The organism is Winogradskya humida (genome assembly GCF_016862215.1).
In the GTDB taxonomy this organism is placed as follows: Bacteria; Actinomycetota; Actinomycetes; order Mycobacteriales; family Micromonosporaceae; genus Actinoplanes; species Actinoplanes humidus.
Genome location: NZ_BOMN01000045.1, coordinates 1 through 26,589, shown reverse-complemented (window position 1 = coordinate 26,589; position 26,589 = coordinate 1). Strand labels below are relative to the sequence as shown.

The following is a 26,589-nucleotide window of genomic DNA, read 5'->3' as shown; positions in this document are numbered from 1 at the left end:
GAGCATGCTCGCGCCGTGGGGGGTGGCGGGGAAGGCGCCGCGCGTAGTGAGCATGCTCGCGCCGTGGGGGGTGGCGGGGAAGGCGCCGCGCGTAGTGGGCGGGCTCGCGCCGTGGGGGGTGGTGGGCATTTGGGGGGTTGGTGGGGGAGGTCTTAGATTTCTTGGGGGCCGGCGTTTTTGGCGATTGCGCCGGGGATGGCGTACATGTGGGCGAAGGCTCGGGCTTGGTCGCCGGACCAGAGGGAGGAGCCGTAGCCGTAGACGACGCCTTGGCGGGTGGCGGCGTCGAGGAGGCTGTAGGGGCTTCGGCTGCCTAGGGGGATGATGTTGCCCTTGATGAGTTTGATGCGGACGGCGCCGGTTACGCGGGACTGGCTGCTGTCGAGGAAGGCTCGGAAGTCGTCGAGGATGGGGTCGTAGTAGACGGCTTCGTGGAGCAGGTCGCCGTAGGTGTTGCCGAGGGTGGCCTTGGTGGCCTGCTGGCGGTTGCTGAGGGTCAGGCGCTCCAGTTCGCGGTGGGCGGCGATCAGGGTGAGCATGCCGGGGGCTTCGAAGCCGACCCGGGCGAGGTTTCCTACCATTGTGGAGCCCATGTGGATGCCGCGGCCTACGCCGTGTTCGGCGGCGAGGGTGTTCAGAGAGCGCAGGATCGCGTAGTTCTTCGCGTCGCCGCCGGTGCCGGGGATCGGGGTGCCGTCCGGCGTCGTTGCCGAGATGATCTCGCCCTTGACGAATTCCAGGATGAGTTCGATGCCGTCGGCGGGGGCGTCGGCGATGGACTTCGTGTAGGTCCAGGCGTCTTCGGGGAGGTAGTCCCAGGAGCCGTACGTTTCCTTGCCGCCGATGGACGTACCGATCAGGCCTTCGTTGATCGAATAGGTCGTGACCTTGTCGGGGGTGTGGAAGCCGTGCTGGAGCAGGAAGTCGCGCTCGAACTCGCGGGTGAGGCGCTCGTCGCGGATCGGGGTGACGATCTCCATCTGCGGGGCCAGGGCGCGGATCACCGAGTCGTAGCGGACGTGGTCGGCGCCGGCGCCCGTCGAGCCGTGGGCCACCGCGTCGGCGTTGTGGTCGAGGGCGGCCTGGACGACCTTTTCCGCCTGGACCAGGCGTTCCGCGCCGACACATGACGGGTAGCCGCCGTTGCGCAGGTAGTTGGCCTTGACGGCGTACGTGATGACGCGGGAGTAGAGCTCCTCGCGGGCGTCGATGACGAAGTGCCCGGCCGAGCCCAGTTCCTCCGCGCGCTTGCGGACGACGTCGGCCTCGCCGCTGTGCAGGCCGCCGGTGTCGATGTTGGCGGTCAGGACCTCCCAGCCCTGCTCCTTGAGGGAGACCAGGGCGTAGGACGTGTCGAGGCCGCCGGAGAACGCGAGGACGATCTTGCGCTTGGACATCAGATTCCTTCGGGCGAGTACGGGAGTTCGAGGATCGGCACGGACGTCCTGCCGTCCTGTACGAGGTGGCCGGGGGCGAGCACGTAGAAGCGGCTCTCGCGGGCCTCGATGGCTTTCTGCATGGCGCGTTGCCGGTCGTAGTCGAACGGGTCCAGCAGGAACGACGGATCGGGCTCGCCGGTGGAGACGGGCAGCGTGAAGTCGTTCTCGTAGACGAACGAGCCGGGCGAGGTGTGGAACGGCACGGTCGCGACCATGATCTGCAAACGGCCGAAGCGGGTGTGTACGCGCAGCGCCGTGTTGTCGTACTGGGTGACGCCGTCGAGCTTCTTCGCCTGATACACCGACAACGCGAGGGCCTTGAGCGCGCGGCCGAGCCCGACGTTGGTCATCACCGACCACAGCGACCAGCCGACCCACGTCCCGGGGGCCGCGCTGGGAGCCGCGCAGTAGCCGCCGATCGGGATGGGTCCGTTGTAGCCGCTCGCTTGAGCCTTCTCGAACACGGCGCGCAGGTGCTTCTTCATCTCGTCGTCGAACGCGCTGGTCTCCAGCGTCTGCGTGAACAACGACTGGGGCAGCGCCGCGATGACGGCCGCCGACGGCATCAGGATCAGGTCGATCATCACCCACTGCGGCATCGGGATGCCCCGGTCACCGAACGCGATGCCGTTGATCACGTTGAACAGGTTCAGGAACTCGTTGGTGTCCCAGCCCTTGCTGCCGGTGGTCTCGGTGAAGTCGAGCCAGTTCAGCTTGTGACCGTACGGTGCCTCGTTGAGGTGCGGCCGCAGCGTGTCGTTGGACGCGAGGTAGAACTCCAGGCCGTGGGCCTGGAGTTTCTGCATGTTGTCCGTGAAGCCCGGGAAGAACGCTTCGACGGCGGGCTGCTGCGCGATCACGGCAGGGTCCCTTCATTGTCGGTACGGCTCCACGCCGTCAGTTTCTCGGCGAGGCGGGCGCCGGACCCGGTGTCGTCGCCGGGTTCGCGGGCCACGACCAGGATCGTGTCGTCACCGGCGATCGTGCCGACCACGTCCGGCAGCCCGGAGCGGTCGAGGGCGCTGGCCAGGAACTGCGCGGCGCCCGGCGGCACCCGCAGCACCACCAGGTTGCCGCTGACGTCGACGGAGTTCAGCAGCTCGCGCAGCAGCCGGACGAGCCGGGCCGGGGCCTGCTCGGCAGCGCGCAGCGGGGGCCGGCCGTCCTCGGGGATGACGTAGACGCCACCGGCCTTCACGGCCCGCAGCTCCTCGAGGTCGCGCGACAGCGTCGCCTGGGTCACCTGGACGCCGTCGAGGCCGAGCAGGTCGCCGAGCTCCGTCTGCGAGCGGACCGCCTTGTCCCGGACCAGGTCCACGATCCGCGCGTGCCGTGCCGCCCTCGTGCCCGGCCCGGTCACCGTTGGTCCGCGGCCACAAGCCAGGCCAGCAGGGCTTTCTGGGCGTGCAAACGGTTCTCGGCCTGGTCGAAGACGGCGCTCTGGGGGCCGTCCATCACCTGGTCGGTGATCTCCTCGCCGCGGTGCGCGGGCAGGCAGTGCAGGACGATCGCGTCGGTGGCGGCGGCTGCCAGGAGCTCCTGGTTGATCTGGTACGCCCAGAACGGCGTACGCCGGTCGATACCGTCGTCCTCCTGGCCCATCGACGTCCACGCGTCGGTGGCGAGCACGTTCGCGTCCTTCGCCGCCTCGTGGGGGTCGCGGACCACGCTGACCGAGCCGCCCGTGGTGGCGGCGATCTCCGCGGCGCGGGCCACGACGGCGGGGTCGGGGTCGAAACCTTCGGGACCTGCTACGCGTACGTGCATGCCCGCAGTAGCCCCGGCCAGCAGGTAGGAGTGGGCCATGTTGTTGGCGGCGTCCCCCACGTACGCGAGGGTGAGACCTGCTGTGTGCCCGAAGCGTTCGCGGACGGTCTGCAGGTCGGCGAGGAGCTGGCAGGGGTGGAAGCCGTCGGTGAGCGCGTTGACCACCGGCACGTGCACGTCGGACGCGAGCTCGGCGAGCCGCTCGTCGCCGGAGGTGCGGAACACGATCGCCGACACGTAACGGCCCACGACCCGGCCGGCGTCGGCGAGGGACTCACCGCGGCCGAAGTGGGTGGCCTGGGTGTCCACGACGATGGCGTTGCCGCCCAGCTCGGGGATGCCGGTCTCGAACGAGAGCCGGGTCCGCAGGCTGACCTTGTCGAAGAACACGGCGACCGACCTCGGGCCTTCGAGGGGCCGGTACTTGAACCGGTCGGCCTTCATCTCGGCGGCCAGCTCCAGCACGGCGGCCTGCTCGGCCGGGCTCAGGTCGTCGTCACGCAGGAAGTGCCGGGTCACTGAGTCTCCTTAGCCAAGTCCTCATGGCCCTCACCGTTGCGGCCGTCGATGGCCGCCGGCAGGCGAGGTTCGGTGCAGTCGGTCATGGCAAGCGCCTCCTGGAAGGCTACGAGGAACGCCTCGGCCTGCTCGGTGCTGAGGATGAGCGGCGGGGCGAGCCGGATGACGTCCGGCTGGATCGGGTTGACGAGGAAGCCCGCGTCGCGCAGCTTGGCCGACAGGTCGGCGGAGACCGCCTCGGTGAGCTGGACGCCGAGCAGCAGCCCGGCACCGCGGACACCGGCGACGAGCGGGTGATCGAGGCCCTCGATGCCGCGGCGGATCAGCTCGCCGATCCGCTTGACGTGGTCGAGCAGTCCCTCCCCCGCGATCGTGCGGATGACCGCGAGCCCGGCCGCGCAGCTGATCGGGTTGCCGGCGAACGTGCTGCCGTGCGAGCCGGGGGTGAACAGGTCGGCGGCCTTGCCGAACGCGAGGGCCGCGCCCAGGGGCAGGCCACCGCCGAGCCCCTTGGCCAGCGTCACGACGTCCGGCTCGACGCCTTCGCTCTGGTGGTGGAACCAGTTGCCGGTGCGCCCGATGCCCGTCTGGATCTCGTCGAGCACCAGCAGCGCGCCGGTGGCGGTGCAGATCTCGCGGGCGGCGGCCAGGTAGCCGGGCGGCGGGACGATGATGCCGTTCTCGCCCTGGATCGGTTCGAGGATGACCATCGCCGTTTCCGGGGTCACTGCCGCTTTCAGCGCCGCGCTGTCGCCGTACGCCACGAAGGAGACGTCTCCCGGCAGCGGCCGGAACGGATCCTGTTTCTTCGGCTGGCCGGTGAGGGCGAGCGCGCCCATCGTGCGGCCGTGGAAGCCGCCCTCGGTGGAGACGATGTGGGTGCGGCCGGTGAGCCGGGACAGCTTGAACGCGGCCTCATTGGCCTCCGCGCCGGAGTTCGTGAAGATGACCTTGCCCGGCCGGCCGGCGAGGGCGAGCAGCAGCTCGGCGAGGGCGACGGTCGGCTCGGCGACGTAGTAGTTCGAGACGTGGCCGAGCGTTGAGATCTGCTGGGTGACGGCCTGCACGACGGCGGGGTGGGCGTGGCCGAGCGCGTTGACGGCGATGCCACCGAGCATGTCGACGTATTGCTTGCCGTTCTCGTCGGTCAGCACCGCGCCGGAGCCCTCGACGAGACCGATCGACGGCCCGCCGTAGTTGTTCATCATGCTGTGCTGCCACCGCTCCACGAGCGAGCTCATGAGGGGACCACCATCGTTCCGATTCCTTCCGAGGTGAAAACTTCGAGCAACGTCGAGTGGGGTTCGCGGCCGTCGACGACGTGCGCGGCGGGGACCCCGCCCTGCACGGCGCGCAGGCACGCCTCCATCTTGGGCACCATGCCGGCCTCGAGGCCCGGCAGCAGCTTCTCCAGCTCGTCCGCGCCGATCCGCTTGGTCAGCGAGGACGTGTCGGGCCAGTTGGTGTAGAGGCCGGGGACGTCGGTGAGCACGACCAGCTTGCGGGCGCCGAGCGCCACGGCGAGCGCGGACGCGGCGGTGTCGGCGTTGACGTTGTGCACCACGCCGTCGGCGTCGGGCGCGACCGTGGCGACGACCGGGATGCGCCCGGCGGCGATGAGGTCGTCGACCGCGCCGGTGTTGACGTGGGCGACGTCGCCGACCTGGCCGATGTCGACCTGCTCACCGTCGACGATCGCGTGCCGCTTCACGGCGGTGAACAGCCGCGCGTCCTCGCCGGAGAGCCCGACCGCGAACGGGCCGTGCTCGTTGATCAGCCCGACCAGCTCCCGGCCCACCTGCCCGACCAGCACCATCCGGACGACGTCCATGGCCTCGGCGGTAGTGACGCGCAGGCCGCCGCGGAACTCGCTCTCGATGCCCATCTTCGTGAGCATCCGGGAGATCTGCGGCCCGCCGCCGTGCACGACCACGGGACGGATGCCGGCGTAGCGCAGGAAGACCATGTCGGCGGCGAACGCGCGTTGCAGCTCAGGGTTGATCATGGCGTTGCCGCCGTACTTGATCACGATGGTCGAGCCGTGGAAACGCTCCAGCCAGGGCAGCGACTCGATCAGGACGGCCGCTTTCTCATGCGGGGTCAAGCTCATGTGGAGTACGCCGAGTTCTCGTGGACGTACGCGTGACTGAGGTCCGTGGTCCAGATCGTCGCGTCCATCTCACCCTCGTGCAGGTGGACCTGGATCGTGACGTCGCGGCCCTTGAGGTCCACCTTGGAGCGGTCCTCGGCCGCGGAGCCGCCCCGGCACACCCATACGCCGTTGACGCCGACGTCGATGCGGTCCGGCGCGAACGCGGCCTGGGTCGTGCCGACCGCGGCGAGGATGCGGCCCCAGTTGGGGTCGTTGCCGAACAGCGCGGTCTTGACCAGGTTGTTGCGGGCGATCACCCGGCCGACCTCCACGGCGTCGGCCTCGCTCGCCGCGCCGAGCACCTGGATCGCGATGTGCTTGGTGGCGCCCTCCGCGTCGGCGATGAGCTGCTGCGCCAGGTCGTGACAGGCCTCGACGACCGCGGCGGTCAGCTCCTCCTGGCTGGGCTGCACGTCGGACGCGCCGCTGGCCAGCAGCAGCACGGTGTCGTTGGTGGACATGCACCCGTCGGCGTCGATGCGGTCGAACGTCAGCCGGGTGGCCTCGCGCAGCGCGGTGTCGAGGGCCTCGGAGCCGGCGACCGCGTCCGTGGTGAGCACGACCAGCATCGTGGCCAGCGCGGGTGCCAGCATGCCGGCGCCCTTGGCGATGCCGCCGACCGACCAGCCCTCGCCTTGCACGTGCACGTTCTTGGCCACCGTGTCGGTGGTCATGATCGCCTCGGCCGCCTTCGGGCCGCCGGCCTTGTCCAGCTCCTTGACGGCGGCGGTGACGCCGGGCAGCAGCTTGCCCATCGGCAGCAGCTCACCGATAAGCCCGGTCGAGCAGACCGCGACGTCACCGGCGCCGATCAGGATCGGCTTCGGCTGGTTGCGCAGGGCCGCGGCGACGTGCTCGGCGGTCGCGTGGGTGTCGCGGAACCCCTGCGTGCCGGTGCAGGCGTTCGCACCGCCGGAGTTGAGCACCACCGCGCGCACGATGCCACCCTTGAGCACCTGCTGGCTCCAGAGCACCGGCGCGGCCTTGACCCGGTTGCCGGTGAAGACCCCGGCGACGGTGGCGTCGGGCCCGTCGTTGACGACCAGCGCCACGTCGGGACCGCCGCTGCTCTTGAGACCGGCGGCGACACCGGAGGCCCGGAAGCCCTTGGGAGAAGTGATTGTCACGGTGCCACCCCGAACACGGAAAGACCGGCGGTCTCGGGGATCCCGAGCATGATGTTGGCGCACTGCACGGCCTGCGCGGCCGCACCCTTGCCCAGGTTGTCCAGGGCGCTGACCACGATGATGCGACCGGAGTCGACGTCGACGGTGGCCTGCAGGTGGCAGGAGTTCGAGCCCACGGTCGCGGCGGTGTGCGGCCACTGGCCCTCGGGCAGGACGTGGACGAAGGGCTCATCCGCGTACGCCGCCTGGAGCACCTCGCGCGGGTGCGTGCGGCCGATCGGTCTCGCGGTGACGGTGGCCAGGATGCCCCGCGGCATCGGCGCGAGCACCGGCGTCATCGACAGCGAGTCGGCACCGGTGGCCTGCTTGATCTCGGGCACATGCTGGTGCGCACCGGTCTTGTAGGTGCTGAGATCCCCCATCACCTCGCTGCCCAGCAGGTTCACCTTGGCGGACCGCCCGGCCCCCGAGGTGCCGGAGGACGCGACCACCACGATGTCGGCGGGATCGGCGACCCCGGCGGCGATCAGCGGTGCGAGCGCGAGGGTGATCGTGGCCGCATAACAGCCGGTGTTGGCGACGCGGTCGCTCGCGGCGATCGCGGCGCGCTGGCCGGGCAGCTCGGGCAGGCCGTAGGTCCAGGTGCCGGCGTGCGCTCCGCCGTAGTACCGCTCCCAGAGCGCGGCGTCGCGCAGCCGGAAGTCGGCACCCAGGTCGACGATCTTCACCCCGCCGGGCAGCTGTGCGGCCAGGGCCGCCGACTGTCCGTGCGGCAGGGCCAGGAACACGAGGTCGGCGTCGCCCAGGGTGGCGGCGTCGGTCGCCCCCAGCGTCAGGTCGAGGCCGGTGAGTTGAGGATGTACGACAGAAACGGGTGTTCCCGCCTGCGTGTGCGCCGTGGCTGCCACAAGGTCGAGCTCGGGATGCCCGGCGATGAGCCTGAGCAGCTCACCACCCGCATACCCGCTCGCACCGGCAACGGCGACCCGGATTCCCATACCTACCTCCGCATGACTATGCATCAGACCGTATAACGCCGGGCCTGCCCGCGGCAAGCTCGAATCACCCGATCAGCTCCAGCTTCACCACCGCGTCCCGGACGAGCTCGACATGACCTCGATGCCGGCCGCTGCGAGGGCCAGCGCGATCATGGCCCTCGGGGAGCCCTCGGCCGTCGACAGGCGGGACTGCCAGCGCATCGCCGGGGTGACGGTGCCGCGGCGGCGGCGTACGCGTTTGGGCTCGAAGTAGAAGCTCAGGGCGAACAGGGCGAGAGCGCCCACCGTGCTCACTCGGCGAAGGTTTGTTGTCCTACCACGCCCAGCAGAGTAAGGCGATCACAGTCCGGAGTGCCCGGCTCTGCCGTATAGGCGACTATGCGGAGATCGCCGTCGGGGACCGTGAGGACGTCGCAGTCCAGGACCATCGTGCCGACCTGGGGGTGGTGGACGGTCTTGCGGGCCGAGCTGTGGACGCGCATCACGCCCGCTTCCCATACCGCCGCGAACTCGGGGCTGCGGGTCAGCAGGTCGTCGATCAGCGCGCGCAGGTCGCGGTCGGCCGGGTAGCGGGCCAGGGCTGCGCGCAGGTCGCTGACGACCGAGGTGCGGAAGGCCTGCTCCTGGTCGTCGGTGTGGACGACCCGGTCGGTGGGTTGCAGGAAGTGCCGCCACACGATGTTGCGGGCGGGGCCGGGCGGGCCGCCGTCGAGGGCCGACCACAGGGCGTTGGCGGTGATGGGGTTCCAGGCCGCGTCGTACACGGAGACCGCGGCGCCGGTCAGGCGGTCGAGCAGGCGCCGGACGCCCGGGGTGATGTGGGTGGGGACGACGCCGTGGCCCGGGGCGGCCAGGCCGGCGAGCAGGAACAGGTGCTCGCGTTCATCCCTGCCGAGACGCAGGGCGCGGGCGAGGGCCTCGACGACCTGGGCGGACGGGCCGGTCGCGCGGCCCTGTTCCAGGCGGGTCACGTAGTCGACGGAGATGCCGGCCAGCAGGGCGAGCTCCTCGCGGCGCAGGCCGGATGCGCGGCGCTGACCCATGGACGTCAGCCCCGCGGCCTCGGGGCGGACCCCGTCGCGCCAGCGCCGCAGGGCTTGCCCGAACTCGGTGGCCGTCATGGGTCAAGTGTGACCCTTTCCGCGCCGGACCGCCTGGTACCGGGAGTCCCAGGAAGAAGCGACCACTGCCTGCCGGGCAGGGAAAAAGCGACGGTGGTGGCATGACAACGACACTGATCACCGGAGCCAACAAGGGCCTCGGCTTCGAGACCGCCAAGCAGCTCGTCGCCGCCGGGCACACCGTCTATCTGGGCAGCCGGGACGCCGGCCGGGGTGCGGAGGCCGCCGCGAGGATCGGCGCCACGCCGGTGGTCATCGACGTGACCGACGACGCCTCCGTGGCCGCCGCGTTCGCGTCGCTGCCCGCGCTCGACGTACTGATCAACAACGCCGGTATCCCCGGGCCGCTGTCGGCCGCCGGGGAGATCGCTCCCGACGACATGCGGGAGGTCTACGAGATCAACGTCTTCGGGCCGGTACGGGTGCTGCACGCCGCGCTGCCGCTGCTCGAGAAGTCCGGCGCCGCCGTGGTGGTGAACGTGAGCAGCGGGCTCGGGTCGAACACGCTGGCCACGGATCCGGAGTCGATCGCGTCGACGTTCATCCCGCTGGTGTACGCGTCGGCCAAGGCTGCGCTCAACATGCTGACCGTGCAGTACGCGAAGGCGTACCCGGGAATGCGGATCAACTGCGTCGACCCGGGCTTCACCGCCACCGACTTCAACAACCACCGCGGTACGCAGACCGTCGAGGAGGGCGCCGAGGCGATCGTCGCGATGGCGCAACTCACCGCAGACGGGCCGACCGGCGCGTTCGTCGACCGCGCCGGAACGGTCCCCTGGTGAATTAGGGTCGGGCGGTGCTGAGAGAAATCGACGAAGCGACCGCCCGGCTGTTCGACTCCCTGGAGCGGCTCACCGACGAGGACATGCGGCAACCCACCCTGCTGCCGGGATGGACGCGCGGTCACCTGATCACGCATCTCGCGCGCGGCTGCGGGGCGCTGACGAACCTGATCCATGGGCTGCCGCCGTACGTCAGTCAGGAGGTCCGCAACGCCGACATCGAGGCCGGCGCCGGGCGCGGCGCCGCGGAGCTGCTGGCCGATCTGACCGCAGCCAACGCCGTCCTGCGCGACGCCATGGCCGCGGCGTTCGACGAGGAATCGGCCGGACGATGGACCGCGGGGGACGCGTTCACGGCCGACCAGGCACCCGTCCGGCGGCTCAGCGAGGTTGAGCTTCATCACGTCGACCTCGCCGTCGGATACACCGCGAACGACTGGCCGGCGTACTACGCAGGGCTGGAGCTGTTCGAGCCGCTGGCAACGTGGCGTCAGGAGCGGCTGGTGGGCGGGGGCTCCGCGGGGTAAGACTGCAGCCATGGCTGACAAGGACCTCATCACCATCCGCGAGACCGCCCTGGCGTACGCCGAGGCCGTCCGCACCACCCAGCGCTACTTCGACCGCGTCGAGGACCTCGAGGACCCGTCGGTGCTCGCGGAATACGCCGTGCTCGCCGAGCGGGAGAAGGAGGCCCTGGATGCCCGGCTCGACGCGATCGAGGCGGCCGGCATCGAGGTCCCGAGCATCGACAGCAGTGACCCCGACGCGTAAAGCGGGTTCCGGTACTTTTTGACCGAAAATCCGACCCCCGCGGAGGCCGGTACCGGTTCCGGGCTGTGCGACACTTCCGAACGTTTACCGATGTGTTGCCGTTCGGAGACCGTGTGTCGCGCGGTCGGACCGGAGGAGTGCCCCGTGGCCGCAGACGACCCGTACCGTGATCCGTCGCTGAGTATCGAGCAGCGGGTCGACGACCTTCTCGGCCGGATGACTCTGGCCGAGAAGGTCGGCCAGATGCTCCAGCTCGACGCCCGCCGCGACATCAAGGAAGCGGTGAGCACCCGCCTGGCCGGGTCGATCCTGCACGCCTCGCCGCAGCGCATGCTCGAGGCGTTTGACCTGGCCGCGAACACCCGGCTCGGCATCCCGCTGATCACCGCCGAGGACTGCATCCACGGCCACGGCTTCTGGTCCGGGGCCACGGTCTTCCCGACCCAGCTCGCCATGGCGGCCACGTGGGATGCGGCGCTGATCGAGCGGGTCGCCCGCGTCACCGCCGTCGAGGTCTCCGCCACCGGCATCCATTGGACCTTCTCCCCCGTGCTGTGCATCACCCGGGATCTGCGGTGGGGCCGGGTCGATGAAACTTTCGGTGAGGACCCGTTCCTCATCGGGGAGCTCGGGGCCGCGATGATCCGCGGATACCAGGGCGGCGGGCTCGGCGATCCGACCGCCGTGCTCGCCACCGCGAAGCACTTCGCCGGCTACTCCGAGACCCAGGGCGGCCGGGACGCGAGCGAGGCCGACCTCAGCCCCCGCAAGCTGCGCGCGTGGTTCCTGCCGCCGTTCGAGCGCGCGGTGCAGGAGGGCTGCAGCATCTTCATGCTCGGCTACCAGTCGATCGACGGCGTGCCGATCACGCAGAACAAATGGCTGCTCAACGATGTCCTCAAGGGCGAATGGGGCTTCACCGGCACGCTCGTCACCGACTGGGACAACGTCGGGCGCATGGTCTGGGAGCAGAAGGTCTGTGCCGACGAGGTCGAGGCCGCAGCGGTCGCCGTCCGCGCCGGTAACGACCTGGTCATGACCACCCCGGGCTTCTTCGAGGGTGCGCAGACCGCCGTCGAGCGCGGGCTGCTGACCGAGGAGGAGATCGACGGCGCCGTACGCAGGATCCTGCGCCTCAAGTTCGAATTCGGCCTCTTCGAGAACCCGCGCGCCCCCGACGCCGCACGCCAGGCGGCCGTCATCGGCGCCCCGGAGCACGCCGAGCTCAACCTCGAGGTGGCCCGCCGCTCGCTGGTGCTGCTCCGTAACGACGGGACGCTGCCCCTGCCCGCCGAGAGTGGGAAGAAGGTCGCGATCATCGGGCCTAACGCCGACGCCCCGCAGTCCCAGCTCGGCGACTGGGCCGGCGCCTCCGGGCAGATCGACTGGATGCCCGAGGGCCAGCCCCGCGAGCTGATCGAGACCGTCCTCGACGGGTTCCGAGCGGTCGCCCCGCAGGACTGGACGATCACCACCGCACGCGGCGCCGACATCGAGAAGCTGGTGCCCGACCCGGCCGGCGAGTTCTACCCCGACGGCCAGCCCCGGCCGCCGATCTCCCGGCCCGCCGACGCCGACCCCGCCCTGATCGCCGAGGCCGTCGACGCGGCTCGCGACGCCGACTACGCGGTGGTCGTCGTGGGTGACACGGTCGCGCTCACCGGCGAGAGCAAATCCACCGCGACCCTGGACCTGCAGGGCGGTCAGCTCGCGCTCCTGGAAGCCCTTTCCGGCACGGGTACGCCCACAGTTGTCGTCCTGCTCAACTCCAAGCCGGCCGTGCTGCCGCCGTCGGTGCTGAACGCGTCCGCGATCGTGCAGGCGTTCAACCCCGGCATGCGCGGCGGTCGCGCGCTGGCCGAGCTGCTCCTGGGCCTGATCGAGCCGACCGGGCGGATGCCGCTGTCCGCCGCCCGGCACGTGGGCCAGCAGCCGATCTACTACAACCAGATCCGCGGCCAGCACGGCAACCGTTACGCCGACCTCAGCCAGGACCCGCTGTTCGCGTTCGGCGAGGGCCTCAGCTACACCACCGTCGAGTACGCCGACCTCACCGTCCTCGAGCCGCTCGTCGCTCCCGACGGGAAGATCCAGGCGACGGTCAAGCTCACCAACACGGGTACGCGTCCCGCGCTGGAGACCGTGCAGGCCTACATCAGCGACCTGGTCACCAGCGTCACGTGGGCGGCCAAGGAGCTGAAGGCGTACGTGCAGGTCCACGTCGAGCCCGGGCAGAGCGTGACCGTGCCGATCGAGCTGGACGCCGCCGCCTGCACCCTGGTCACCGCCGACGGTCGGCGCGTGGTCGAAGCGGGCGATTTCGACCTGCTGGTCGGCCCTGATTCCCGGACCAAAAACCTGCTGCGCGCGCGGTTCACCATCTCTTAGGGTGCTTGCGTGCTGACGCCGCCCGACGATCTCGACGAGCGGCTCGTCGTCGCGGCCTTCGAGGTGGGGCCGCTGACGTACGAGCCGGTGGGGTGGGGCAGTCACCACTGGTCGACGGCCGACAAGGCGTACTTCGTCACGGTTGACGAGGTTGCGGACGGCCTGGGCTACGAGCGGTTACGGCGGGCGCTGGATGTTGCCGCGGCGCTGGCGAAGCCGTTCGTGGTGGCGCCGGTGCGGCCCCTGCGGCGGGTCGGTGATCGGTATGCGGCGGCGCTCTACGCGTACATAACCGGTCAGAGTTTTGGATTTGGTCCTTGGCCTTCCGAAGCGCACCGGGCCGCCGTGCTGGACATGCTTGTCGAGGTGCACACCGCCCCGCAACGGTCTGCGGCAGTCGACGACTTCGCGCTTCCCCACCGCGACGACCTGTTCGCCGATCATCGGGAGCCGGCCGGCCCTTACACCGAGCGCGCTGTCCGCCTGATCGCGCAGAACGCGGAGTCGGTCCGGGAGTTGCTGCGGCGCTACGACGCGCTGGTGGCCGGGGCCGACCGGTCGCGGGCGGTGCTGACGCACGGGGAGCCGCATCCGGGGAACACGATGCTGGCCGCCGGCGGGTGGAAGCTCATCGACTGGGAAACCGCGCTGCTCGCGCCGCCGGAGCGGGACCTGTGGCTGGTCGGTGGTGATCTCAAGGCCTGGACCGAGGCTACCGGCATCGAGGTCGTTCCTGCGATGCTGGAGTTGTACCGGCTGCGCTGGCAGCTCAACGATTTGTGCGTGGACCTGCACCGCTTCCTCCGGCCGCACACCGGCAGCGCCGACGACGTCGAGACCTGGAAGCTGGTGCAAGCCAATGTGCTGGCGGTAACCAATGGAACCTGACCAATTACTGGTGCGGACCCTCGGCGAGGGGCGCATCGAGTCGCCGCTCGCGGAGCTACTTCCGCGGCAAGGCACCACCGAGCATTACGTCGACGAGTCCGACCGGGTGCTGCTCGACGACACGCTGGCGATGATCGGCGGGCGGCCCGTCGCCGACCTGCCGTCGTTCGAGCCCGGTGGGGCGCGGCGGCGGATCTTCTTCGACCCGTCCAAGATCAAGGTCGGGATCGTCACCTGCGGCGGGCTCTGCCCCGGGCTCAACGATGTCATCCGCGGGCTCGTGCTGACGCTCAACAACCAGTACGGCGTCTCGCGGATCATCGGGTTCCGCAACGGATATCAGGGCATGGTGGCGCGGCACGGGCGCAGCATCGTCGAGCTGACCCGCGAGTCCGTGGAATACATCAACGAGCATGGCGGCACGATCCTGGGCACGTCGCGTGGCAACCAGGACCCGGACGAGATCGTCGACTGCCTCGAACAGCTCGGCGTGAACATCCTGTTCGTGATCGGCGGTGACGGGTCCATGCGCGGCGCCATCCGGATCTCCGACGCCATCGCGCAGCGGGAACGGCGGATCGCGGTCGTGGGCGTGCCGAAGACGATCGACAACGACATCCCGTACATCGGGCAGAGTTTCGGTTTCCAGACCGCCTTCGCCAAGGCCGCCGAGTCGCTGCGCGCCGCGCACGTCGAGGCCGCCGCCCAGCCCGGCGGCATCGGGCTGGTGCAGCTGATGGGCCGGCACAGCGGCTTCATCGCCTCCTACGCCGCCCTGGCCAACAACGACGCCGACTACGTGCTGATCCCCGAGGTCCCGTTCGCCATGGACGGCTTCCTGCCGGACCTGCGGCACCGGGTCGCGACCCGCGGGCACGCCCTCGTCGTGGTCGCCGAGGGCGCAGGGCAGGAATACCTCGAGGACGCGCCCGTACGCCTCGACGCGTCCGGCAACCGCAAGCTCGGCGACTTCGGGCTCTACCTGCGCGACCGGATCCTCGACGACTTCGCGGCCGCCGGCCAGGAGGTCAACCTGAAGTACATCGACCCGAGCTACGCGATCCGCAGCGTGCCCGCCAACCCGTCCGACAGCGTCTACTGCCTGCGGCTCGCCCAGGCCGCCGTGCACGGCGCGATGGCGGGACGCACAGCGATGGTGGTCGGGCAGTGGCGCGGGCGCTTCGTCCACGTCCCGATGGCGTCCGCGGTGTCGTCCCGCAACCAGGTCGACCCGGACGGTGACCTGTGGCTGTCGGTGATGGAGGCGACCGGTCAGCCGCCGAACGTCGCCGCCGCCACGCGCCTCAACGTGTAACCGAGCCGCTCGTAGGTCCGCAGCGCAGCCACGTTGTCATGGTCGACCAGGAGCGCCACCCGGTCGCGTCCCTCCAGGAGCTCGTCGGTCAGGGCCGCGCACAACCGTGTCGCCAGGCCCTGGCCGCGGGCGTCCCTGCGGGTGGCCACGCCGGAGATGAATCCTGTGTGGGTGGTGGTCCACGCGTCCGTGGCGACCGCGACCAGGCGTTCGTCGTCGTCCCTCAGCCCGGCCCAGCGGTTCACTCCCGGCCAGCCGGGGCGGGCGAAGGAGTGCGGGTGATTCTCGTCGAGGAAGGCGTCGACCTCGTCGTCCTGCAGCTCCTCCATCTTTTCAGGTTTACGATTTGTCTGACTTGTCGTATCCATCCAGCCGAATCCGGCGACAATCTGCACCGATGTCAGTTCGGCGATCAGCGCCTCTTCACCGATCGGGAAAAATCCCGCTACTTCTGGGCGTATCTGTAGAAGGAGCTCGTCGATGTCGGCGGCGCTGCCCCGGACTGCGACCCGGTTGCGGTTGGCCACGTCGGGGGTGGCCACGGCGGCGGCGCTTTTGTGCGCCCAGGCGCGTACCCCAGGCTGCATGTCCTGAGCCGCCCACACGAGCAACGGATCGTCGTCGGGCTCGATCCGATCAAGCTTGATCATGTCTGGCAAGCTACCCGTGTGGCACTCCTCACCTGGATCCGGCGCCCGTTCGCCCGCCGGCTCATCGTCGCCGGCAGTCTGGTCGTCGCTGCGTCGGTGCTGGCCATGGCGGCCGGTGGCATCTGGGTGACAACACAATCGCAGGGCCATGTGTACGCGGTGAGCACGGTCCCCGCCGCCCCCGTCGCCCTGGTCCTGGGAACCGAGGTCTACGACGACGGCACCCCGTCCCCGTTCCTCGAGGCCCGCCTCGAACTCGCCCGGCAACTGTTCACCGACGGCAAGGTCAAGGCGATCCTCGTCTCCGGCGACCACCGCGTCTGGGAGTACAACGAACCCGGCGCCATGTTCGCGTGGCTCGTCGCCCACGGCGTCCCCAGCCGCAGCATCGCCCTCGACCACGCGGGCTTCGACACGTACGACTCCTGCGCCCGCGCCAAGGAGGTGTTCGGCGTGACCTCGCTGACCGTCGTGACCCAGAGCTACCACATCGACCGCGCCGTCGCCGTCTGCCGCGCGCTCGGCCTCGACGCCAACGGCGTCGGCGACGACTCGGTCCGCGCCCCGCACTGGAACTACTGGTACAACACCGCCGCCCGCGAACGACCCGCCGCGGTCAAGGCGCTCCTCGACGTCGTCTCAGGACGCGACCCGGTGTTCCTCGGCCCCCGCGAGACCTCCGTCGACGACGCGGTACGAAGTTGATCCACTTAGGTTGCCTGCGTGCCGTACGGTATCCCCCGGTTCGTCAGATTATCGAGGGGGAACGATATGTCTAACCTGTCCCGCCGCTCCGCGCTCGGCCTCGGTGCCGCCGTGGCCGCCGGTGTCGGAGCTTCCGCTGTGAGCTCGCCGGGCAACGCCGCCGCCGCTGTTGCCAAACCGAAGACCGGTAACGCCGCTATCCAGGCTGTCTACGCCAAGCAGAAGGTCAAGGCCGGAGGCACCTGGCACTCGCACATCGCCACCGTCGACGCCGCCGGCGCGATCACGCCGATCGTCGAGGACGACGCCGACCACGTCACACAGGGCTACAGCGTGCAGAAGCTCGCCGTCGCCACCGCGGTCATGGACAAGATCGACCGCGGCGAGCTGACCCTCGGCACCAAACTCGACCTGCAGGCCGACATCATCCTCGGCGGCAGCGGCATCTACTTCCTCCACACCGTCTGGGGCGACGACATCACCGTCGCCAACTTCCTCACCGCGATGCTCCTGGTCTCGGACAACACCGCCGTCCGCATGTGCGGCCGCGTCGTCCCCGCTGCCGAGATCAACCAGATCCTCGCCGCCAAGGGCTTCGTCAACACCCGAGTCGAACCGGTCGCCAACCCCAACCGCTTCTACCTGGGCACCACCACCCCCCGCGAGATGCACGACCTGCTCTGGCGCCTCGCCACCAAGACGCTGCTCACGCCCGCGTCGTGCAACTTCCTGCTGGGCATCACGCGCTGGATCAACGGCTACATGGACGGCGTCCGCCGGACCATGTCCTCCGAGGAGCGCAGCCGCATCGCCACGAAGTACGGCGCCGACTACAACACCCTCGGCGCCTCCCGCCACGAGGCCGGCATCATGTTCGGCCCGGACGGCGCGCCCAAGCTCACGTACGCCATGTTCGCCGAGGGTCTGGGCGACCTCGACAACTACGGCGCCACCCACCCCGCCGTCGAGGCCCACGCGGTCATCGGCCGCACCATGCTCGACAACCTGCCCGCCTCGGCAGCCGCGGCCCTGCGCAAGGCCCCGTCCACCTTCCAGCCTGTCAACGGCGGCTGAAACCGCCTATACCGCTGACGGCCCGGACCTCGGTCCGGGCCGTTTCGTTCTATCGTCACGCAGGGCTATCCGGGTCCACCCCGGATGGTAGTCGCCGGCTGTTTGCATGGCGGTGAAAGTGTCGCCGGATGCCGCGGAGCCGATCGGGCCGGGAACCGCTTTCTTCAGCGAGGAGCAGACGGATGACCAGCGGTTTCGTCATCGGCGGACGGTAGCGGGATGCGCCGAGAGTTTCGGTGGGGGTGGGCGGTCAAAGGTCTGACATCGATCGCCGTGGACATCCTGTCCGAGGTGGACATAGAGTGATCAGGTATGACGGACCGGCGTACTTTTCTCTCGGCTTCCGCAGTGGTGGCTGCCACGCCCGTGCTTGCCGTGGCATCGTCTGCTGGGGCTGCCGGGGCTGCCGGGGCTGCCGGTGGCGGCCGTCCCGGCGGGTTGCCGAAGCAGGCGCCGGATCGGGAGCTCAAGGCGCTGCTTCAGGAGATCGACCCGCATCGTATCGAGACGATCGTCAGGCGGCTGGCGGGCTTCGGGACGCGGCACACGCTGTCCAGTCAGGATGACCCCGTGCGGGGCGTCGGGGCTGCGCGGGACTGGATCTATGAGCAGTTCCAGGCGTACGCCGCGACTTCCGGCGGGCGGATGAGCGTGGAGCTGCAGTCGTACGTTCAGCCGCCCGCGTCTCGCATCCCGGAGCCGACGCGGATCACCAATGTTGTCGCCACGCTGCGCGGGAGCGGGGAGCCCGGGCGCATCTATGTGGTTACCGGGCACTACGACTCGCGGGCCAGTGATGTCATGGACGCCACCAGTGATGCGCCCGGTGCCGACGATGATGCCTCGGGGGTCGCTGCCGTTCTCGAAGTGGCACGGGTGATGGCTACCCGGGAGGTGCAGGCCACCGTCATCTTCGCGGCGGTGGCGGGTGAGGAGCAGGGGCTCTACGGGTCCGATCATCTGGCTCAGCAGCTCAAGGGTGCGGGTGCGGACGTGCAGGCGATGTTCAGCAACGACATCGTGGGGACGGGGAACGCTCACGACGGGACGGCTGCTGATCCGCGTACGGTCAGGCTGTTCGTCGAAGGGGTGCCGACCGCCGAGACGCCCGCACAGACCTCGACCCGGCAGTCGGTCGGCGGGGAGAACGACGGTGCGTCGCGGCAGCTCGGGCGGTTCGTCCAGGATGTCGCCGCCAATCCGCAGACCGGCATGGACGTGCGGGTGGTCTGGCGGCGCGATCGCTATCTGCGGGGCAGCGACCACATCTCGTTCCTGCTGCGGGGCTATCCGGCGGCGCGGTTCACCGAACCCCGCGAGAATTTCGCCCACGAGCATCAGAACGTCCGCGTCGAGAACGGCGTGCAGTACGGCGACCTCGTCGAATTCTGCGACTTCCGCTACATCGCGCGGGTGGCCAGGGTCAACGCGGCCGCGCTGTGGTCCCTTGCCCAGGCCCCCGGCACCCCCAAGGGCGTCGTCATCGACACGACCCAGTTGACCAACGCGACAACCCTGCGCTGGCAGCCGTCGTCAGCACCGGACATCGAGGGTTACGAGGTGCTCTGGCGCGAAACCACTGCCGCGCAGTGGGAGCGCGTCCTCGTCGTCGGCAACGTCACCACGACGACGATCGACCTGTCCAAGGACAACGTCTTCTTCGGCGTACGAGCTGTCGACCGAGACGGCCACCGCAGCCCGGTCGCCGCACCCGTTCCCGGCTGACGTGGTTGCCGTCTCCAGTCTACAACGGGCCGACGGCTGCGGTCACTCGGTCGTACGGCCGTGGTGAGCTGCGCAGACTCTCCCTAGGCTCGCTTCTCGAACCCAGCTTCGGGAGGTCTCCCTGCTCGTCAACGGCACCCGCCACAACCCGGCTCGAGCCCGGCTTCGCGGCCTCGCCCGCAACCCCGCCATCCCCGCCGAACTGCTGAACGAACTTGTCACTTCCTTCGAGGACAGTCGCGGAGCCCTGGTCGGGCGTAGGCACTGGACCGGGGAGCAGTTCCAGGCCGTCGCTTCCCACCCCGATCCCTCGGTACGCGAGGTGCTCGCCCAGGCACTCCACATCAGCCCCGCCCAGCGGGCACGCCTGGTCGATGATCCGGAACGAAGGGTGCTGAGCGCGCTCGCTGAGGGCCCCGATTACTACCTGCTCATGGCCTGGGAATATCCGCTCGAACCCGCGATGCCGGTCGAGGCCTACCGCCGGCTGATCGAACGTCTTCCCACCGCGACATCCATTCTCACCGGCAACCCCTGGGCGCCCAAGGAATTAGGCCTCACCTGGCCGGAACCGGCACCCGCCCCACCCGTCGACCCGGACCTCGCCCACTCCCCCGACGAACACGTCCGCGCCGGCGCCGCGAGGTCCCCGTCCCTTCCCGCCGACCTCGTCGCACTGCTCGCCTTCGATCCTTCCCGCATGGTCCGCGGAGTTGTCTCCATGCGCGAGGAACTGACCGAAGAGCAGCGCATGGCCATCGACTACCGCGTCGAACCCTGGGAACGTCTCCGGCCGATCGGCTGGGTCTGGGATGCCACCGACCCCGACGTCCACCGCCGGTGCGCATCGTCGGCCCACATCGGGCTACGACGCTCCCTTACCTACAACCCTGCCATCGGGCCGGACATCATCCAGCGACTCGCCGTCGACGAGGACTTCGCCGTACGGCTGCTGCTGTGCGAGCAGAACCCCGGCGTACCCGCCGAGGCGGTGATCAACGTTTTTCTGGAGGCACAGAACATGAGGGCGTCCAGCCTGCTACGGCACCCCAGCCTGAAGGACTTCCCCTTTGCCGCGCACGTCGAAAACCCGCACCCCGGAGTACGCGCCCTCGTGCCCCGGGACCCCGACGCCTCACCCGAACTGATCGACCGGTTGAGCCGTGACCCGGTGCCCGTGGTCCGGGCAATGGCCGCCGCGGACCCGCGGTTGTCGGTGACGAGACTTCTTGAGCTCTTCGAGGAAGAGGAGACCACGGAGTGCGCGGCGGCCAATCCTCTCCTTCCCGTGCCGGTTATGCAGGGGATCCTTGAGCCCGGCCCCGTCGAGGAGGTTGTCGAAGGCACGCCTGTCGTCTACCTAGGACACTGGCCGGCTGACCGGCCAGTGCCTTCATAGCAGGCTGTCCGGCGTGATCAGGGGCTGGACCTCGCTCATGCGCTCGCACGTCAGCTGGTCGGCCGGGGATCACTGGCTGCCGGTGACATCGAGCGGATCCTCGGCCCGGCCGGCCGATCTGCGGCCGGGCTGGCGATCTGCGGCCGGGCTGGCTAACTGCGGCCGGGCTGGCTAACTGCGGCCGGGCTGGCTAACTGCGGCCGGGCTGGCTGAGACCGCACCAGGCAAAGTCGCCCGCACCGTACGCCCGGAAGCCAGCGCCTTGTCGCTGGGATCGCGTTCACAGCGCTGCTGTCGCGGCTCGGGTCGCGGCGATCTGCGGCCGGGCTGGCCACGGCGGGTCAAGGCCCCGACGAAGCCGCAGGCTGTGCGGCGGGGGTGAGGGCGGCGGGGGTGAGGGCTGCGGCGATTTCGAGGGCTGCTCGGCGGGGGTCGTTGTGGTAGCGGGAGGGTAGGGCGTCGATGAGGTGCCAGCCTGTTCGATGGAGGGCTCGGTGGCGGGCGATGTGGGCGGGTGGGCCGTCGGGGTGGACTTCGCAGAAGATGCCGATGGCGGTTTCGGGCCGGCCGGTGCAGAGGTCGACGTGCCAGGTGCCGACCTCGTAGCGGGGGCGGACCGGGAGGTCGAGTTTGCGCAGTTCGGCGGCGAGGGCGCCGGGCCAGCCGGTGGGGTCGGGGCCGGGGTCCGGGTGCGGGGGCTTCTCGGCGTACGCGAAGAAGTCGCCCAGCAGGCCGTCCGGATCGGGTAGGGAGGTGACCATGACCAGGTGCCGGCGGGCTCGGGTGATCATCACGTTGAACAGGTGGGGGTCGGTGACGAAGCGGCGGCGGCCGGCGGCGTCGGAGGGGACCAGGCCGAGGGACGCGACCACCGTTGCCGCCTCGCTGCCCTGGAACGCGTGCACCGTGCCGACGCGCAGGCCGAGTTGCTCGATCCGCTCGGCGGGGAACGCTTTGAGCAGGCTCTTCTCGAGGGCTTCGGCCTGGGCGCGGAAGGGCGACACCACACCGATACCCGTACGCCCGGACTCCGCCAACGACCGCACCACCCCGACCACGGCGTCCACCTCCGCGGCGTTGACACCCTTGGTGACAGTCGCCGCGTGGACGCGTACCACGTCGATCGGGGCCTGCGTCTCGGTGCGCGGATGGCGGGTAGCCACGGTGATCCGGTCGTCGTAGAAGCGTTTCGCCGAGAACCCGATCAGCGCCGGTGAGCTGCGATGGTGCTCGTCCAGCCAGGTGGTCGGCGCGGCCCCGGCAGCCAGGTCGTACGCGCTGACCCGCCGCACGTCGAGCCGGTCATCCGCGCCGTGCCGCGTCAGCACCTCGGCCACGTCCACGTCGCTGACGAACGAGACGAACCGCAGCTGCCGGGGATCGCCGACCACCAACGCCCGTCTCGCGCGCGCGAGCACCGGCGCCGCGCGGATCTGGTCAACGTGGGACGCCTCGTCCAGCACCACCAGGTCGAACATGCCGGGCGTCGCGGGCAGCAGATCGTCCACATCGGAGACCGTGCCGATCCACAGGGGCAGGGCGCGGACGAGGGCCACGGCGTCCAGGCGTGCCAGCAACTCGCGGCGCCGGTTACGACCCGCGCGCAAGGCGGAAGCCAGCGCGGCGGTCCCGCGGCGGGCGTCGCCGTCCCAGCGTTTGCGGCTGCGGGCCGCCCGGCGCATGGCTTCCCCGACCACCTCCGCCAGCGTGTCCTCGGCGGCGTGCAGCGCGGCCCACTGCGAGTCCAGGTCCGTGCCGCCGGTCGCGGCAAGCCGTGCCTCAGCACGCTGCGCGGTCGCCGCCCGGATCGCATCCCCCACCCGATCATCCGGTACGCCCGGAGCACCCCGCATCCCCGCCATGCCCCGCACTCCCGCAGCACCCCGCGCTCGCTCAGTGCCCCGCGCTCGCTCAGAGCCCCGCGCTCGCTCAGTGCCCCGCGCTCCCGAGGCATCTGCCGTTCCCGAAACACCCCCCGCTCGCGAAACGCGTTCCGTTCCCAAAGCGCCCGACCTGCCCAAGGCGCCGGTCGTCCCCAAGGCACCGGCCGTTCCCAAGGCACCCGGAGTGGGCCGCAGCAACCGGAGTCCTCGTTTTCGCGCGCGCCCGGCCCGCCATCTCCCCCAGCGCGACGGGCCGTGATCGGTCTCCAGCAGCGCGACCACCTCGTCGAGGTCGACCGCGTCGTCGAACGCGCCCGGCACGTCGGCGGCGAGGCCCGGCAGGAGCGGCTGCCAGGTGACCAGCTCCGCGGCCTGGCTGTGCAGGGTGAGGGCGGCTTCGATTTCGCGGGCTCTCTGGCGCACCGAAGAGTGGTTGTCGGAGACGGCCTGGCGGTCCGCACGCAGGTCTCGCTCGCCCACGCCGGCTTCTGCGCCTGCGGCGAGACCTGCAGCCAGCGCCGCCCGTCGCTCGGCGTTGCCGAAGAGCACCGGCACCGGCCCGGGGTAGCGGGTGAGCAGCTCGGCCAGCACATCCGCGGCGTGCGGCGACTGCGTGGCGACAAGCACCGAACCGCCGCGATGCACCACCTCGAGCGCCGCCGCTATGACGGTGTGACTCTTGCCGCTGCCGGGCGGCCCCGAGACGACGGTGACCGCCGCGGTGCGGGCCCGCGCGACCACCTCGGCTTGCGCCCGGGTCAGCGGAAGCGGCGACAGCACATCCGCTTCCTCCGCTGATGCCCGCGAACCGGAACCCGACCGGCGCCCCGAGACCGGACCGCCGCGCGCAGAGCCATCACCATGCCAGGCAGCACCGCCACGCCCGACAGCGCCGCCTGCCGAGGCGTCGCCACGGCCAGCGGGCGCCTCATCAGAGGAGACAGAGTCAGGCGGGTCGTAGATCGCGGCGAAGGCCGTGCCGGTCAGGTCGCGGCCCGACCAGCTGCGCAGGCCGTCCACCAGGCCGCCGCCGAAGACGTCGCGCGCCACGAAGAGCGCCGCTCTGCAGACCATGACCAGGCGGTCGCCCGGCAGGCGCGCGGTGGTCGTGGTCGTCGCGTCGATCGGCAGGCCGGTGGCCTCGGCGACCGACCACAGCCAGGCGCGGGTGCCGATCGCGTCGAGCCAGCCGGCGCTGCCCAGACCCGGTGCGGACTCCATGGCGGCGGCCAGCTCGCGATCCTCGACCAGCGGCGTGATCTCGGCGTCGCCGGCCGGCACCACGCGATAACCGGTCAGGCCGCGCTCGATGCGCACCGGCTGGGTGAGCAGCGGCACCCGGACCTTGCGGCGGACCCCGTCGATCTCGGTCTGCCCCGCGATGAAGCCCCAGGCCCGGCGCAGGACCCGCTCCTCGCGGTGCAGCGCGTCGACAGCGGCGAGCCGGTCGCTGTCGGCGTTGCGCGGCGCCCGCTCGGCATCGTCGAGCCACACCAGCGGCTGGCCACCGCGGGTGACGTCGTGCACGCGGTCGCCACCGGCCGGGGCCAGCTCGGCAAGGACGGAGAGAACGGTCTGGGATCTCATCGGGGCCGACGGTACAGAATCAGACCAAGATCACGGCAACCCCTGTGGATAACTCAGAAAACTCTCGATGCGGCGCAGATCACGGCTCCGCAGGCCGCGTGACGGGTTCGGCCCGATCAGCAACGCTCGCCCGGTTGCTGTCCACGGCGCGCACTTCCCGGCGTACGTGTGGACCTCGACGTCATCGACCCACACCAGGCGGCGACCGCTGGTGATCACGTCTTGGGCGGCAGTGAATTTGGCCACGGACGCCTCCTCGCCGGTGACGGGCCCGGTGAACGCCCGCGGCAACCCGGGCAGGCCGAGCGCGTCGCCCAGCACGGCGGCGTCGCTGCACCAGGTCGAGCACCACGTCACCTCGGCGCGCTCACTTTCGTGGAGACGCCGGAGCCAGTCGATCAGCGCGGGCTCGTACCGGATCCGGTAGTCGTAGGCGTCAGCCGTGGAATAGACCTGCACAATGCGGGGCGCTGCGTACCAGCCCGCGCGAAAAGCGTTCACGACTCCGTCCACATCCAGGAGCAGAACGGCCTCGGCTGACATCGCTCTTTACTACCGCACCGCGAAGCGTGGGACCATCCCACACGGAAGTGCCAGCTCAGCGGAGGGCAAGGATGTCAGACGGGTACGCACACCGCAGCGCGAGCCAGCGACGAAAGCTCGGTCGCAGCGCGCTGGCACACGGCATCGCGGTCATCGCCTTCGGGCTGCTGGCCTGGTCCGGGGCCGCCGCCCTGGGCGAAGGCGTGCCCTCGCTGGCCGCGTCCTCGCTCATCGCCGGCTCGGGAGGCTTCGCCGGGGCGCTCGCCCTGACGCTCACCATTCTCATCCGCCTGTCGTCGTCAGCCGTTGACCGCACCGGTTCGCTGCAGGCCGCGCGGCGCGTCATGGTGATCTGCGCCGTCGCCGCCTTCGCCGCCGGGGTCATCCTCGCGCCGGGCGGTGAGGAACGCGGCTTCGCCATTTCGGTCAGCGGCATGATGGCCGGGACGCTCGCCCTGTTCGCCCTGCTCGCAGGCGGTGGCCTGACAGCCAGGCGACGCCGCGGGCGCTGACTGTTTCGATGGACGTTTCGTGGTTGTCCACAGGGGCTTGCTCAGTGGCGGCGGGCCGGGTCCGTTCGGCGTAACGTCGCCGGGGCTGGAGCAGTCCGCAGAAACGGGAGACCTCTGATGTACGGCTATGTGGGAACGATGCGCACCACCCCAGGCAACCGCGACGAAGTAGTGAAACTGCTGCTCAGCGGCGCAGAAGGCCTGAGATCGGCAGGCTGTCACATGTACGTCGTGAGCGTCTCCGAAAGCGACTTGGAGCTGATCCACGTCACGGAGGCATGGGAGAGCAAGGAACAGCACGACGCGTCCCTGCAACTCCCCGAGACACGTGCCGCGATCGCCAAGGCCATGCCGCTGCTGACGGGTGAATTCACCAGCCAGGAGCTGACCGTCGTCGGCGGGCTGGGCCTGTGACGACCTACCCGCCGTTCCCCTCGGGCACTGCCAACGAGCTGGAGCTGCTGCTGCGCTGGCTCGCCTTCCTGCGCGGGGCCGTCATGCGCAAGGCATCCGGGATCACCGACGAGCAGGCCCGCTGGCGTCCGGAGGGCAGGCTGCTCCCGCTCGCCGGCATCATAAACCACCTCACCAACGTCGAGTGGCGCTGGATCGACGGCGAGATGCTCGGTAAGCCGACCGGTAAGAGCGAGGAGGAGGAGTACTTTCCGCCCGACCTCCCGATCGGCGTGGCGCTGGAGGCATACCGGCGGCGCGCCGAGGAGACGGATGCGGCGGTGCGCGCGATGGGCGATCTGAGCACGCCGTGCGGCTACGGCGACGAGACAGACCTGCGGTTCGTCCTGATCCATCTGATCAACGAGACGGCCCGCCACGCCGGTCACGCCGACGCCGTCCGCGAGCTCCTCGACGGGACCACGGGCGAGTGAACGACCAGGCCACGTCCTGGCTGCGGCAGACCCGCCGGATGGCCCGCGCCCGCGGCGATGGCTTGGGCAGGGTGGCGCACGTCCCGCGACGAGAGCTTGGGCAGGGTGGCGCACGTCCCGCGACGAGGGCTCCGTCCGGGTGCCTGCGAACCGCGGCGGCAGCCCCGGACGGATGGCACAGGTCCCACGGCGGCGACCCTGGCCGAGTGGCCCATGTCCCACGATGGCAGCCCCGACAGGGTGGTGTTGTCCCTCGGCGGGGGCCACGTCCGGACGGCCCGCCAACCCCCGGCAGAGCGACCCGGGCAGGGACACCCGGGCAGAGCAACCCGGGCAGAGCAACCCGGGCAGAGC

At 70.3% G+C, this 26,589-nt stretch carries 26 protein-coding genes; 13 read left to right on the top strand and 13 right to left on the bottom strand.

The genetic code is table 11. The features are described from left to right. Nucleotides 1-152: 152 nt before the first annotated feature. The 10 genes from Ahu01nite_RS19495 to Ahu01nite_RS19450 all read right to left on the bottom strand — a co-directional run bounded on the left by Ahu01nite_RS19495 (nucleotide 153) and on the right by Ahu01nite_RS19450 (nucleotide 9,123). Nucleotides 153-1,397, bottom strand: coding sequence for an argininosuccinate synthase (locus Ahu01nite_RS19495; RefSeq protein WP_203837989.1), 1,245 nt, complete (start codon nucleotides 1,395-1,397; stop codon nucleotides 153-155). Continuing rightward, nucleotides 1,397-2,299 carry a hypothetical protein gene (locus Ahu01nite_RS19490; RefSeq protein WP_239158973.1) on the bottom strand — a complete coding sequence of 301 codons (903 nt, stop codon included), beginning with the start codon at nucleotides 2,297-2,299 and terminating at the stop codon, nucleotides 1,397-1,399. The genes Ahu01nite_RS19495 and Ahu01nite_RS19490 overlap by 1 nt, the downstream gene beginning before the upstream one ends. Continuing rightward, nucleotides 2,296-2,799, bottom strand: coding sequence for an arginine repressor (locus Ahu01nite_RS19485; RefSeq protein ID WP_203837988.1), 504 nt, complete (start codon nucleotides 2,797-2,799; stop codon nucleotides 2,296-2,298). Before Ahu01nite_RS19485 ends, Ahu01nite_RS19490 begins: the two co-directional genes overlap by 4 nt. Continuing rightward, nucleotides 2,796-3,725, bottom strand: a complete 930-nt coding sequence (argF, locus tag Ahu01nite_RS19480; RefSeq protein ID WP_203837987.1) for an ornithine carbamoyltransferase — start codon at nucleotides 3,723-3,725, stop codon at nucleotides 2,796-2,798. The genes Ahu01nite_RS19485 and argF overlap by 4 nt, the downstream gene beginning before the upstream one ends. After that, entirely contained in the window at nucleotides 3,722-4,966 is a 1,245-nt protein-coding gene (locus Ahu01nite_RS19475; RefSeq protein WP_203837986.1) for an acetylornithine transaminase, read from the bottom strand. The genes argF and Ahu01nite_RS19475 overlap by 4 nt, the downstream gene beginning before the upstream one ends. Continuing rightward, a complete protein-coding gene (gene argB / locus Ahu01nite_RS19470; RefSeq protein ID WP_203837985.1) occupies nucleotides 4,963-5,835 on the bottom strand; it encodes an acetylglutamate kinase in 873 nt (290 codons plus the stop codon). The genes Ahu01nite_RS19475 and argB overlap by 4 nt, the downstream gene beginning before the upstream one ends. Next, a complete protein-coding gene (argJ, locus tag Ahu01nite_RS19465) occupies nucleotides 5,832-7,004 on the bottom strand; it encodes a bifunctional glutamate N-acetyltransferase/amino-acid acetyltransferase ArgJ (RefSeq protein ID WP_203837984.1) in 1,173 nt (390 codons plus the stop codon). Before argJ ends, argB begins: the two co-directional genes overlap by 4 nt. After that, entirely contained in the window at nucleotides 7,001-8,002 is a 1,002-nt protein-coding gene (gene argC, locus Ahu01nite_RS19460; RefSeq protein ID WP_203837983.1) for an N-acetyl-gamma-glutamyl-phosphate reductase, read from the bottom strand. The genes argJ and argC overlap by 4 nt, the downstream gene beginning before the upstream one ends. Before the next feature lie 84 nt (nucleotides 8,003-8,086). Beyond that, the gene (locus tag Ahu01nite_RS19455) at nucleotides 8,087-8,296 is read right to left on the bottom strand and encodes a hypothetical protein (RefSeq protein ID WP_203837982.1); all 210 of its coding nucleotides are present in this window, start codon (nucleotides 8,294-8,296) and stop codon (nucleotides 8,087-8,089) included. Continuing rightward, nucleotides 8,293-9,123, bottom strand: coding sequence for a helix-turn-helix transcriptional regulator (locus Ahu01nite_RS19450; RefSeq protein ID WP_203837981.1), 831 nt, complete (start codon nucleotides 9,121-9,123; stop codon nucleotides 8,293-8,295). The genes Ahu01nite_RS19455 and Ahu01nite_RS19450 overlap by 4 nt, the downstream gene beginning before the upstream one ends. Nucleotides 9,124-9,224: 101 nt before the next feature. Here Ahu01nite_RS19450 and Ahu01nite_RS19445 point away from each other — a divergent pair, with 101 nt between their 5' ends. The 6 genes from Ahu01nite_RS19445 to Ahu01nite_RS19420 all read left to right on the top strand — a co-directional run bounded on the left by Ahu01nite_RS19445 (nucleotide 9,225) and on the right by Ahu01nite_RS19420 (nucleotide 15,270). Beyond that, the gene (locus Ahu01nite_RS19445; RefSeq protein ID WP_203837980.1) at nucleotides 9,225-9,908 is read left to right on the top strand and encodes an SDR family NAD(P)-dependent oxidoreductase; all 684 of its coding nucleotides are present in this window, start codon (nucleotides 9,225-9,227) and stop codon (nucleotides 9,906-9,908) included. A 14-nt stretch (nucleotides 9,909-9,922) separates the two neighbouring features. Then, nucleotides 9,923-10,435, top strand: a complete 513-nt coding sequence (locus tag Ahu01nite_RS19440; protein WP_203837979.1) for a maleylpyruvate isomerase N-terminal domain-containing protein — start codon at nucleotides 9,923-9,925, stop codon at nucleotides 10,433-10,435. A gap of 10 nt (nucleotides 10,436-10,445) precedes the next feature. Continuing rightward, a complete protein-coding gene (locus tag Ahu01nite_RS19435) occupies nucleotides 10,446-10,679 on the top strand; it encodes a hypothetical protein (RefSeq protein ID WP_203837978.1) in 234 nt (77 codons plus the stop codon). Nucleotides 10,680-10,823: 144 nt separating this feature from the next. Beyond that, complete coding sequence (locus Ahu01nite_RS19430; RefSeq protein WP_203837977.1) at nucleotides 10,824-13,067, top strand: exo-beta-d-1,3/1,6-glucosidase; 2,244 nt, start codon at nucleotides 10,824-10,826, stop codon at nucleotides 13,065-13,067. A gap of 9 nt (nucleotides 13,068-13,076) precedes the next feature. Then, on the top strand, nucleotides 13,077-13,955 hold the full coding sequence (locus Ahu01nite_RS19425) for an aminoglycoside phosphotransferase family protein (protein WP_203837976.1): 879 nt from the start codon (nucleotides 13,077-13,079) through the stop codon (nucleotides 13,953-13,955). A gap of 10 nt (nucleotides 13,956-13,965) precedes the next feature. After that, on the top strand, nucleotides 13,966-15,270 hold the full coding sequence (locus tag Ahu01nite_RS19420; RefSeq protein ID WP_239158972.1) for an ATP-dependent 6-phosphofructokinase: 1,305 nt from the start codon (nucleotides 13,966-13,968) through the stop codon (nucleotides 15,268-15,270). Here Ahu01nite_RS19420 and Ahu01nite_RS19415 read toward each other — a convergent pair. Beyond that, a complete protein-coding gene (locus Ahu01nite_RS19415; RefSeq protein WP_239158971.1) occupies nucleotides 15,228-15,920 on the bottom strand; it encodes a GNAT family N-acetyltransferase in 693 nt (230 codons plus the stop codon). The genes Ahu01nite_RS19420 and Ahu01nite_RS19415 overlap by 43 nt on opposite strands. An 18-nt stretch (nucleotides 15,921-15,938) precedes the next feature. On the opposite strand from Ahu01nite_RS19415, the gene Ahu01nite_RS19410 reads away from it, so the two are divergent. The 4 genes from Ahu01nite_RS19410 (at nucleotide 15,939) to Ahu01nite_RS19395 (ending at nucleotide 20,823) form a co-directional block, all read left to right on the top strand. Next, nucleotides 15,939-16,625 carry a SanA/YdcF family protein gene (locus tag Ahu01nite_RS19410; protein WP_307794531.1) on the top strand — a complete coding sequence of 229 codons (687 nt, stop codon included), beginning with the start codon at nucleotides 15,939-15,941 and terminating at the stop codon, nucleotides 16,623-16,625. A gap of 66 nt (nucleotides 16,626-16,691) precedes the next feature. Continuing rightward, nucleotides 16,692-17,699, top strand: coding sequence for a serine hydrolase (locus tag Ahu01nite_RS19405; protein ID WP_203837974.1), 1,008 nt, complete (start codon nucleotides 16,692-16,694; stop codon nucleotides 17,697-17,699). Between the two features lie 312 nt (nucleotides 17,700-18,011). Then, entirely contained in the window at nucleotides 18,012-19,424 is a 1,413-nt protein-coding gene (locus Ahu01nite_RS19400; protein WP_203837973.1) for a M20/M25/M40 family metallo-hydrolase, read from the top strand. A gap of 322 nt (nucleotides 19,425-19,746) precedes the next feature. Beyond that, nucleotides 19,747-20,823: a hypothetical protein gene (locus Ahu01nite_RS19395; protein WP_203837972.1), complete on the top strand. Its 1,077-nt coding sequence runs from the start codon at nucleotides 19,747-19,749 to the stop codon at nucleotides 20,821-20,823. Nucleotides 20,824-21,164: 341 nt separating this feature from the next. Here the strand turns inward: Ahu01nite_RS19395 and Ahu01nite_RS19390 are convergent, their stop codons facing one another. Both Ahu01nite_RS19390 and Ahu01nite_RS19385 read right to left on the bottom strand, forming a co-directional pair. Beyond that, nucleotides 21,165-24,293: a DEAD/DEAH box helicase gene (locus Ahu01nite_RS19390; RefSeq protein WP_203837971.1), complete on the bottom strand. Its 3,129-nt coding sequence runs from the start codon at nucleotides 24,291-24,293 to the stop codon at nucleotides 21,165-21,167. A 30-nt stretch (nucleotides 24,294-24,323) separates the two neighbouring features. Then, the gene (locus tag Ahu01nite_RS19385) at nucleotides 24,324-24,836 is read right to left on the bottom strand and encodes an HAD domain-containing protein (protein ID WP_203837970.1); all 513 of its coding nucleotides are present in this window, start codon (nucleotides 24,834-24,836) and stop codon (nucleotides 24,324-24,326) included. Nucleotides 24,837-24,907: 71 nt separating this feature from the next. On the opposite strand from Ahu01nite_RS19385, the gene Ahu01nite_RS19380 reads away from it, so the two are divergent. The 3 genes from Ahu01nite_RS19380 to Ahu01nite_RS19370 all read left to right on the top strand — a co-directional run bounded on the left by Ahu01nite_RS19380 (nucleotide 24,908) and on the right by Ahu01nite_RS19370 (nucleotide 26,235). Beyond that, complete coding sequence (locus Ahu01nite_RS19380) at nucleotides 24,908-25,348, top strand: hypothetical protein (protein ID WP_203837969.1); 441 nt, start codon at nucleotides 24,908-24,910, stop codon at nucleotides 25,346-25,348. Nucleotides 25,349-25,465: 117 nt separating this feature from the next. Then, nucleotides 25,466-25,762 (top strand): putative quinol monooxygenase, encoded by a 297-nt coding sequence (locus Ahu01nite_RS19375; RefSeq protein ID WP_239158970.1) that lies wholly within the window; start codon nucleotides 25,466-25,468, stop codon nucleotides 25,760-25,762. Next, a complete protein-coding gene (locus Ahu01nite_RS19370) occupies nucleotides 25,759-26,235 on the top strand; it encodes a mycothiol transferase (RefSeq protein ID WP_203837968.1) in 477 nt (158 codons plus the stop codon). Before Ahu01nite_RS19375 ends, Ahu01nite_RS19370 begins: the two co-directional genes overlap by 4 nt. Nucleotides 26,236-26,589: the final 354 nt, after the last annotated feature.

Bases quoted from the DNA above. Each gene is read 5' to 3' on its own strand.
- Ahu01nite_RS19415 (WP_239158971.1), bottom strand. From the start codon at position 15,920: ATGATCAAGCTTGATCGGATCGAGCCCGACGACGATCCGTTGCTCGTG.
- argC (WP_203837983.1), bottom strand. From the start codon at position 8,002: ATGGGAATCCGGGTCGCCGTTGCCGGTGCGAGCGGGTATGCGGGTGGT.
- Ahu01nite_RS19495 (WP_203837989.1), bottom strand. From the start codon at position 1,397: ATGTCCAAGCGCAAGATCGTCCTCGCGTTCTCCGGCGGCCTCGACACG.
- Ahu01nite_RS19435 (WP_203837978.1), top strand. From the start codon at position 10,446: ATGGCTGACAAGGACCTCATCACCATCCGCGAGACCGCCCTGGCGTAC.
- Ahu01nite_RS19445 (WP_203837980.1), top strand. From the start codon at position 9,225: ATGACAACGACACTGATCACCGGAGCCAACAAGGGCCTCGGCTTCGAG.
- Ahu01nite_RS19450 (WP_203837981.1), bottom strand. From the start codon at position 9,123: ATGACGGCCACCGAGTTCGGGCAAGCCCTGCGGCGCTGGCGCGACGGG.
- Ahu01nite_RS19405 (WP_203837974.1), top strand. From the start codon at position 16,692: ATGTCTAACCTGTCCCGCCGCTCCGCGCTCGGCCTCGGTGCCGCCGTG.
- Ahu01nite_RS19385 (WP_203837970.1), bottom strand. From the start codon at position 24,836: ATGTCAGCCGAGGCCGTTCTGCTCCTGGATGTGGACGGAGTCGTGAAC.
- Ahu01nite_RS19400 (WP_203837973.1), top strand. From the start codon at position 18,012: ATGACGGACCGGCGTACTTTTCTCTCGGCTTCCGCAGTGGTGGCTGCC.
- Ahu01nite_RS19375 (WP_239158970.1), top strand. From the start codon at position 25,466: ATGTACGGCTATGTGGGAACGATGCGCACCACCCCAGGCAACCGCGAC.
- Ahu01nite_RS19380 (WP_203837969.1), top strand. From the start codon at position 24,908: ATGTCAGACGGGTACGCACACCGCAGCGCGAGCCAGCGACGAAAGCTC.
- Ahu01nite_RS19390 (WP_203837971.1), bottom strand. From the start codon at position 24,293: ATGAGATCCCAGACCGTTCTCTCCGTCCTTGCCGAGCTGGCCCCGGCC.
- argB (WP_203837985.1), bottom strand. From the start codon at position 5,835: ATGAGCTTGACCCCGCATGAGAAAGCGGCCGTCCTGATCGAGTCGCTG.
- Ahu01nite_RS19475 (WP_203837986.1), bottom strand. From the start codon at position 4,966: ATGAGCTCGCTCGTGGAGCGGTGGCAGCACAGCATGATGAACAACTAC.